General features: G+C 46.0%; 7 protein-coding genes. 2 read left to right on the top strand and 5 right to left on the bottom strand.

The window, feature by feature from the left end:
• Positions 1 to 390: 390 nt before the first annotated feature.
• The 3 genes from ACFQ2O_RS01085 to ACFQ2O_RS01075 form a co-directional block, all read right to left on the bottom strand.
• On the bottom strand, positions 391 to 2,790 hold the full coding sequence (locus tag ACFQ2O_RS01085) for a prolyl oligopeptidase family serine peptidase (protein ID WP_377522219.1): 2,400 nt from the start codon (positions 2,788 to 2,790) through the stop codon (positions 391 to 393).
• Positions 2,791 to 3,085: 295 nt separating this feature from the next.
• A complete protein-coding gene (locus ACFQ2O_RS01080; protein WP_377522218.1) occupies positions 3,086 to 4,759 on the bottom strand; it encodes an amidase in 1,674 nt (557 codons plus the stop codon).
• Positions 4,760 to 4,886: 127 nt separating this feature from the next.
• The gene (locus ACFQ2O_RS01075) at positions 4,887 to 5,717 is read right to left on the bottom strand and encodes an MOSC domain-containing protein (protein WP_377522217.1); all 831 of its coding nucleotides are present in this window, start codon (positions 5,715 to 5,717) and stop codon (positions 4,887 to 4,889) included.
• Positions 5,718 to 5,848: 131 nt separating this feature from the next.
• On the opposite strand from ACFQ2O_RS01075, the gene ACFQ2O_RS01070 reads away from it, so the two are divergent.
• Positions 5,849 to 6,733 carry a TraB/GumN family protein gene (locus ACFQ2O_RS01070; protein WP_377522216.1) on the top strand — a complete coding sequence of 295 codons (885 nt, stop codon included), beginning with the start codon at positions 5,849 to 5,851 and terminating at the stop codon, positions 6,731 to 6,733.
• A gap of 116 nt (positions 6,734 to 6,849) precedes the next feature.
• On the top strand, positions 6,850 to 8,805 hold the full coding sequence (locus ACFQ2O_RS01065; protein ID WP_377522215.1) for a M1 family aminopeptidase: 1,956 nt from the start codon (positions 6,850 to 6,852) through the stop codon (positions 8,803 to 8,805).
• A 6-nt stretch (positions 8,806 to 8,811) separates the two neighbouring features.
• Here ACFQ2O_RS01065 and ACFQ2O_RS01060 read toward each other — a convergent pair whose 3' ends face one another.
• Both ACFQ2O_RS01060 and ACFQ2O_RS01055 read right to left on the bottom strand, forming a co-directional pair.
• Positions 8,812 to 9,090: a TM2 domain-containing protein gene (locus tag ACFQ2O_RS01060; protein WP_377522211.1), complete on the bottom strand. Its 279-nt coding sequence runs from the start codon at positions 9,088 to 9,090 to the stop codon at positions 8,812 to 8,814.
• Complete coding sequence (locus ACFQ2O_RS01055; RefSeq protein ID WP_377522220.1) at positions 9,077 to 9,412, bottom strand: DUF2752 domain-containing protein; 336 nt, start codon at positions 9,410 to 9,412, stop codon at positions 9,077 to 9,079. The genes ACFQ2O_RS01060 and ACFQ2O_RS01055 overlap by 14 nt, the downstream gene beginning before the upstream one ends.
• Positions 9,413 to 9,510 lie beyond the last annotated feature (98 nt).

The following is a 9,510-nucleotide window of genomic DNA, read 5'->3' as shown; positions in this document are numbered from 1 at the left end:
ATGTTATCACAATGTAAACATATCAGAGAAAAAAAGTGGCTTTAACTACCCAAAACCGCCATATCTCAGAATAACCCAAAACATACATTATCAAGAAAGCTGTTAACCAATAAGTTAGACCAAGCATTAAACAATTTAAATATTCGCACTCTATGTTGCCACATTATTTGACAAGAGAGGGCTTTTAGCAACTTCGATAGAAACACCCATTCTTATTACATTAACTGTAACATAAGATCCCAACTTTTTGTAAGCATCAAGCAATTGAATATTTCCAATTAACTCACCTTGTGTTATAACATACCAGCTCTTTGTAAAACGCCTTCTAAACAACAAAAAAAGCGTGTGGCACTTTCGCACCACACGCTCTATCTAATGTTATCTGAGTCTCTACTTCCTCTCCTTCAGATTTTCTTCGAACAGCTTAAAAATACGTTTATACTCGTCAGTCCAGCTGGCTGGCTCAGTAAAGCCATGATCCTCTACAGGGTAAACCGCAAGCTCCCAGTTGTCTTTTCCTAACTCAATTAAGCGCTGCGACAGGCGTACTACATCCTGGAAGTGAACATTGGTATCCACCATGCCGTGTGCTATCAGCAAAGCGCCTTTTAAGCCTTCGGCGTAGTATATAGGTGAGCTTTTTGTATAAGCTGTGCTATCTGTATAGGGTGTGTTAAGAATGTTAGAAGTATAGCCGTGATTGTAGTGAGCCCAATCGGTTACAGAACGAAGTGCTGCACCGGCTGCGAACACATCAGGCTCTGTGAACATAGCCATTAACGTAATAAAACCGCCGTAAGAACCGCCATAAATACCAATACGTTTAGGATCTACTTTATACTTGTCCACCAATAGTTTTGCTCCATCTACATGGTCACTCAGGTCTTTACCGCCCATAAACTGGTAGATGCCGGTACGTACATCACGTCCGTAACCCGCGCTGCCCCGATAGTCTATATCAAGTACAGTATAGCCTTGGTCTACCAGGAAATTATGGAACATATACTCTCTGAAGTAGCTGCTCCACCACTTGTGCGCATTTTGGAGATAACCTGCGCCATGCACAAACACAACAGCCGGGCCATTTTGTGTCGGGTTTTCAGGCTGGTATACACGCGCATATACATCGGCTCCATCCTGAGCTTTATAGCTTATTACCTCAGGCTCACGCCAGTTGTATGACTTAAATTCTTCTGTTAAAGACTGAGTAACCTGTTTTGGCTTAGCTCCTTTCTTATTATCCATCACATAAAGCTCCCATGGCTTATTGCTGAAGGAGTAGCGAATGGCAAGATTCTTCTCGTCCGGCGACAGTTGAACTTCGTGTGCTCCAGCCATACTTGTCAGCTGCACCACTTCGCCACCGTTTACAGGCATTCGATAAAAATGCTTCTCTCCCGGGTGCACCTTGTTGGCCGTAAAATAAAAGCTCTTTTTGTCGTCGGACATACGTACATCAGATACTTCATACTTGCCGCTTGTCAAAGCCTTTTTCTGGCCGTTGCTTACATTGACTGCATAAAGATGGGAATAGCCGCTTTCTTCTGAATGAAACCATACACGCTCGTTATCTGGCATCCATCCTATATCACCTGGGCCATAGCTTATACCTGGGCCATTAATCCAGGCCTCATCACGTTGTCTATCAAGTACAGTTAACTTACCTGTGGCAGGGTCTAGCTTCATGATCCAGCGATCTTTGTTATCCTGCGCACGTGCCACCACTACAGCATATTTGCCATTGTCAGACCAGTAAGGGCCAAAGATCGCGGCGGCACGAGGCTCCTGTTTCTTTGTTTTCCCGTCAGCACTTGCCGTGCTGTTTGCCTCCGGCTGTTGCAAATAGGCAGGTTGCTCATAAATCCCCTCTACATCCTTCATGGTGATTGCATAGGCAGTATCTCGCTGCGTATCATACACAAATAGTTCTGTAGCAGTTTGTGCATCGCCTACTTTTGTTCGGGTATTGATGTCTTCAGTATAACCCGAAGCTGTTACAAAATTAGGCACAATAGCCGTTTTTGCATTTTTAGGGCGGTTGATTAGTTGGTAGGTGATAAAACGCTCTCCTGGCCCCAGCACCACATTATTGACAAACTTCTCTTCAATATATATTTCTTTCGGGCGGCTAGGCGCTTCTAGCTTCTGCTGCTGCTTGGTTGCATCTTCTTCGGCTTTCCTATCACGTACTATCTGAAGCAAAGCTAATTGCTGCTCCTTTAGCCACTCCCGTTGTGCATCTTTTGTTTCTGAAGCTGGTTTTCTGCCTTTTTTAAAGTCCGTCAGTTGTTTCAGCTGTCCATTGTTTATACTCCAGGCAAAAAGGTTTCCGTCCCGCATGTATACCACTTTCTGCTCGTCGTGGCTAAAGTCCGGGTTACTTTCACGCTCTACTGTATTGGTAACCTGCTGTGCCTTGCCTGATTTGATGTCGTAAAGGAAAATATCGCCATTCTTCTCATACACCTTTTTTGTTTCCGCACGGTTATACTCTCCGCGCTGGCCTGGTAAGCTTCGGCGTTCCTGCGGACTAACTTTCTTCAAGTTTTTGCCGTCGGCACTAACGCTATACAGAGAGTCTTGCTTGTTTCCGTCAGGGTTCCAGGAGAAGTATATTTTCTTGCCGTCTTCAGACCAGAACACGTTGCTTGGCGAAGTGCCAATCCATTTCGGATCGCGCATTATCTTCTCCACACTCAACTCCATTTTACTGTTCTGTGCCTGCACGGCAACATTGCTGCCCAGCAGCATGAAAGCCATAAGGGCTACGGCTTTTCGTGTTAGTTGCATGGTTAGATAGTTATATTTGAGTAGATTGATTTAGATTCTTCTTCAAATTAAAGTATAAACATGCAGTAAGCAAAACCGCCACCTAAAAAGATCTTATACTTTAGAGGCAGCGGTTAAACTTATGTTAGAGTCTGTTTAAGCTTCGCTTTTAAAAGCACGCATTAAATGAAAAGGGCTCTTATAAAGCGGTTTTACAATTCCATTGTAGCCTTTGGGACAAGCAAAACGTGACGCTAGACCTTTATCAGGCTGTATGCAGCGCAAAGAAAGAAGTTTAAGCAGGTTCTTATTTACTTTAAGATCTTTTCTTTTTGTTGAAGTTCATGTTGGGGTGCTGCTCATCATGTGATGTCATGCCTTGGTAGAACCTGGCAAAGCTCAACAACTCTGCTTCCCCAAAGAGTTTGCCTATAAAAGTAATTGTAGTAGGCATACCGTTTTTCTGGAAACCGTTTGGCACAACTACACAAGGATGCCCGGTTAGGTTAGTTACCACCAGGTTATTACTTGCAAAAGAAGGGCTAAGGTATACATCCACGTCTTTCAGCTTTTCCTGCATCTGCTGAATCAGCAAAGTGCGTACACGCTGCGCCTGCAGATATTCCACGGCAGGTATAAAACGTGCTGAACGGAAAATATTTGGCCATGCGTTTTTATGCTGCGCCACCAGCAGGCTATCACGGCCACTTCGGGAAAGTTCATCAAAAGCCGCAGCCCCCTCAACTGAAATAGTCAAGGTTAACTCACGTGCCGGAAGGTCTGGCAACGAAATCGGCACTAACTCAACTCCTGCATTGCGTAAAGCCTGCAATGTAGCTTTATCATTTCCTGCGAAGCCATACTCTTTGGCAAAATCATCCTTTAAATAACCAACTCGTAATTTCTTCGGGTTTATACTTTGGTTATAATTAAAAGGAGCATCATATACGAATTGATCTTTACCGTCAGGCCCATAGATAGCATTAAATACGATAGCACAGTCTTCCGCAGAACGGGCAATCGGCCCAATCTTATCCATAGACCAGCTTAAAGCCATAGCGCCGTGCCTGCTTACACGACCAAAGGTTGGGCGCAGGCCTGTTGTGCCGCAAGCGGTGGATGGAGAAACAATAGAACCCAACGTTTCAGTACCAATAGCATACGGCAATAAGCCTGCAGCCACAGCTGCCGCAGAGCCAGCTGAAGATCCGCTTGATCCTTTTGTGATATCCCAAGGAGAACGAGTTTTGCCGCCATTCCATACATCGCCCATGGCAAGTGCGCCTAGTGTTAGCTTTGCAACCAGTACACCTCCGGCATCCTGCAGGCGCTGCACAACGGTTGCATCCTCGTCTATCACTTGGTCTTTGTAAGGCATAGCACCCCAGGTAGTTTTATACTTCCTGGTCGAGAGCAGGTCTTTAACTCCAAATGGTATGCCATGCAGCATACCTTTATACTTGCCTGCTTTTATCTCCTGATCTGCTTTGCGTGCTTGCTGTAGTGCCAGCTCCTCCGTTAAGGTGGTAACGCACTCCAGTGTAGGCCCATACTTCTTTAGGCGGCTCAAATAGAATTTGGTAAGTTCTTCTGAGGATATTTGCTGCGTACGCACCAGCTCAGCCAACTGAGGCAACGTATAAAATGCCAGGTCTTCGCGCTTCTTTGGCAGCTTTACCTGCTGCGGGCGCTCCACCTCAAATGTAGATTTCTCTGTTTCAAAAGTATATCCTACCGGAATCGGGTTGAATACCAGCGCAGGCGCCACACTGTTTGGTAACTCCTGCTTGCGCAGCACTTCGTAGTTTTCTTGAAAACTCTCTAGCTCAGAAATAGTAGAGTCGAGTTGCGCATCCGTAAAATTCAGGCCGATTACTCTTTGGGCATCCTGCAGCATTGCTACCGTCAGCTTATCTTCTGTCACTTTAGTTATAAACGCTCCTGATGCAAAACAGACAGCCCCTAACAAAGCGATTTTTGACTTTTTCATTATCTATTTATGAGATGTAACAACTTAACTAAGATACTAAGATTAACAGAAAGATGCGGACCTATCACAGAGCACCTGTTGCAGGAAACTAAAATTAAGTTTCTATTGAAGGAGAATATCTATAAACCTACCTCCAAGTTCTAACTCTCACCTCATCTCCCACAGAAACTACTCCCACAGAAGAGTGCAATAGATTTTGGCCGAACATTACCTTGTTGTTCTTTAACCTATAAGTGGAGAGAGTCCGCAGCGGCTCCTGTCCTTTTTCTCCGGTGGCTTGATCTATGGTTGTAACTACACAGCGGGCACACGGCTTGGCTCCGTAAAAATTTAGATCCCCGATAGTAAGATGCCCCCACTGATCTTCCTCAAATGGTTCGCCACCCGTAAAGACAAAGTTAGGCCGAAAGCGATTTATCGGGATATACTCTTTCTCTAGCCTGCTATTCAGGTCATCCAGCGAGGACTGGCCAATAATGAGAAACGGAAAATCATCAGCAAAACTCACAATTTCTCCTTCTGCTGCATAAGCATTATCTACCAACCTCCTTGAAGCCTCGGGCATTTTAACTAGTCTGGCAGGCATACCCAGCGCCTTCGTGAACCAGGCGCTAACAGCGGGGTCAACTTCCTGAGCTATAACGGTATCATCCCAAATAGTTACCTGCATATCCGGACCTGAGCTCTGGGCACTTTCAAAAGGCACCAGCAGCGGCTCCTGCAAGTCCTGTTTATGTGTTACCAGTAGGCCATGCTCTTTTATACTTACCTGCAGCAGCGCCATCTGTGCATGTTGCCGTTGTGTCAGAAACTTCCCCGCCTCGTCTACTAACATCCAGCGGCGGTCATACTTTAGCCCACGGTCTTCTACCTCAGTCTGCTGCAGGCTTATGCCACCTAGAGATTTTATAGGATATATGTAAATTTCAGACAGGCGCAGATTTTGTGGTTGGCTCATAGATAGCAGCTTGTTTTAGAGTATAGTCGCAAAATATAGAATGATCGAGTACAAACACACCGATAACAAAAAATAATATCGCAAATGAGGTGAAAATAGTAGATTGCGCTCACTTAAGATCAAACTTATACATGAACAGAAAACATAACTTATTGCTGGCGCTGCTATTCATGCTGATGCAGTCACTACCAACATTGGCAGGTGGTGGCAAAGGTGAAAACACACTGCTTTGGCAGATTTCGGGTAAAGGCCTGAAAAACCCGTCTTACCTCTATGGTACTATACATGCCGTATGCCCGGACAAACTGATGATAACCGACCTGCTGAAGGAAAAAGTAAAGGCAACAGAGCAACTTACGCTGGAACTGGACATGGATGACCCTAACATGATGGCGATGATGATGCAATATGCCAAGTTGCCCGAAGGCCAGTCTTTAAAAGCCATGTTTAAAGAGGAAGAATACAAAGCGCTCGCTGATTATTTTGCCGCCAACTTTGGTGTTGACCTAAAGTACCTGGACAACATGAAGCCATTTATGCTGCAAACCATGATCCTGTCAAAACTTACAGAGTGCACACCGGAATCTTATGAGCAGAAGCTGATGGAGCTGGCACATGCCCAGCAGAAAGAAGTGCTCGGCATCGAAACGATGCAGGAGCAAATGGCTGCCGTGGACAAACTTCCAAACGAGATGTATGCCGATATGCTATTCCGCACGGTTAGCGATATACCGAAAGCACAAGCTGATTACAAAGAGTTGGTTGAGCTGCACCTGGCCCAAGACCTTAAAGGACTGGACGATTTGATGAAGCGTGATTACACAGAAGAAGATTACAAAAAATTTAAGGAGGTGTTCCTGGTACAACGCAATAAAAGCTGGATTCCTATTATGGAAGGTATGGCCAAGCAGAAATCAACCTTCTTTGCAGTAGGCGCAGCCCACTTATCAGGCGATAATGGCGTGGTAACCTTACTTAGAAAGCAGGGCTATAAAGTTACTCCAGTTACAAAGTAGCGTTCACAAATTCTTTTACAGAAAAGGCAGGCATTGCTATGGGGATGTCTGCCTTTTCTATATCTTCATGAGTATAAACCTGTTGCGCGATCCCTTGCGCTACTAGAGCAAAAGTCATGTTCAGAAATCTGCTACTCATACTACTGTGCTTGTTCCTGAGTAACAAGTATACGTTGGCGCAAACGGCTCCTACCTGCGTCCAGTCCCGTCTTAGCACCTTACAGCGGCAGGCAGTGGCAAAGCCAGAGCACCAGCGGCTCATGAACAGGTACGATATTACATTCTATAAGCTTGACCTGCAGCTGGAGCGAAACAGTTTGAACATAGCTGGCAGTGCTACGCTGCAAGCACAGGCAAGACAGCCATTAACTGTGTTTGCTTTTGAGTTGCACCCGAACCTCCAGATCGACTCTGTAGTAGTAAATGGCCAGCGGGAGCGCGGCATAAACAGAGATGGTGGAGACGCAGCCGTAACGTTATCCTCGCCGGTGGCTGCCCTACAACGTGTTTCTGCAATTATTTACTACCACGGCTCCGCCCCGTCCGGTGCCTCAGCTGCTATAGGAAACGGATTTAATACTGCCCGTACACCCTTCGGTAGCAATGTAACCTGGAGCCTCAGCGAACCTTATGCCGCTTATGAATGGTGGCCCACCAAACAGGTGCTAACAGATAAAGCAGATTCAGTGCAGGTATCTGTCACAACGGATGCTCAAAACAAGGTAGGCTCAAATGGCTTACTCACACATATTGCTGACCTGCCCGATGGCAGAAAGCGTTATGAGTGGAAGTCGACTTACCCTATTGCATATTATTTGGTTTCAGTGGCAGTATCAGATTACGAGGAGTATGTAACCTATGCTAATCCTGCTGGCGCTAAATCCCCAATTCCCATCATAAACTATGTGTACGGGGGCAATGCGCTTCAGTATTATAAGGATGAAATAGACAAGACAGGCCCCTTGATTGAATACTTTTCGGAGCTCTTTACGCTTTATCCATTTTCGGGAGAGAAGTACGGCCATAGTATGGCTCCACTCGGGGGCGGAATGGAGCACCAGACCATGACAACCATCAGTGATTTTGAATTTACGTTAAATGCACACGAACTGGCGCACCAGTGGTTTGGCGACAACGTAACCTGTGCCTCCTGGCAAGACATCTGGCTGAACGAGGGCTTTGCCTCTTACGCTGAATACCTGGCCCTGCAAAAATTTAATCCTGATAGAGCAAAAAGGTGGATAGAGAGCGCACAAAGCTGGGGCAAGCGAGAATTAGACGGAAGTGTAATGGTGACAGACACTACTCAGGTCAGTCGTATATTCAACTACGGCTTGAGCTATAAAAAGGCTGCTGCAGTCATACACATGCTGCGCTATACTATCGCGAACGACACCTTGTTCTTTAAGGCACTGCGTAATTATCAGCAGCAGTTTGGAGGAAGCACAGCCACTACTGACGACCTTCAACAGGTAGTAGAGAAAACAACCGGCCTAAGCTTAACCTATTTCTTTGACCAATGGTACAGGGGGAGCGGCTTTCCGGTGCACACGGTTGACTGGGCACAAAACGGCGAGATGGTGACAGTGACCACCACCCAAACTCCTACGGGCACAACATCGCTTTTTAAAATGGACATGGAGTACCTCTTTAAAACATCAGCAGGTGATACCTTGATCAAGGTAGCCCATAACCAACTACAGGAGCAGTACCAGTTTAACCTGAAGGGCACTGTTCATTCCATACAAGTAGATCCTAATGGATGGCTCCTGCAGAACACCAGGGAAATTGCACCGGGACCTGTGTTAGGAATAGAAGACGACTATGCTGCTTCCAAAGTAATATTATATCCTAACCCTGTTCCTGATTTCTTACATGTTGCCAATCTGCCATTCCAACCGAAAACAGCAACTATCTTTGACGCCACCGGAAAGCTTGTGCGCAAGTATGAGCAGCTATCGGCACCTGAAATACGCCTGGATGTAAACCTGCTTAAAGCAGGCATCTACCACCTTTACCTCACCAACGGCAAAGAACACTACAGAAGTAGTTTTATCAGGATAAACCCATAGTAATTTTTAACGGCTGTAGCGCATCATCGAAACCACCTGCTCCGCCTCTTTTACATTATACTCATAAGCCAGTCGTTTGTGGTTGATCAAGTCTACAATAGTACCAACCAGGCAAAGGCCACCGGTAAAGAAGTATAAAATGCCAAACCCTATCTGGCCAACCAGAAAGCGCTGGATTCCTGCAAAACCAAAGAACCCGACAAGTGTAGTGATCAGGATTAACAGCGGCTCCCTTCGGCGCGAACGATAAATGCTTGCAAACTGCTGTGCTTCATTTTCGGTCATGTTTTGTACCAGCGACTGTACGTAAATCATTTCGTCCGACTCCAGGTCCGGTAACAGGTGTAGTATACTTGCCATAAACGTGTGGTATAGTAGATTTGTGATGATGGTTTCGGTAGAAAAGTAAAAGCTTAGCACATCGCCAGAGCAAGAGCAACACAGCTGGCCCAGCCAAAGGATGTGCTTGCCACGATGCCTGCCACTCGCCACGCGCCAGAAAACCTATGGCATGCCCAAGTCCACACCCCCAGCAACCATTCTCCAGCACCCAACTAAAAGGGCAAAAGCTAAACAGGTGCTGCTGGTGAGGGTCTGACACGGCCATTGCCATAAGCCCCACAAGCCACAGCAGTACCTCCAGCGGAAGCTGCATCCAAACTGCGCGCCATGTATGGGAGCGTATTATCTTAACTTTAGATATAT

Source organism: Pontibacter rugosus, assembly GCF_042678745.1.
Classification (GTDB): Bacteria; Bacteroidota; Bacteroidia; order Cytophagales; family Hymenobacteraceae; genus Pontibacter; species Pontibacter rugosus.
The sequence above is the reverse complement of the archived record's forward strand: the minus strand, read 5'-3'. Positions and strand labels throughout refer to the sequence as shown.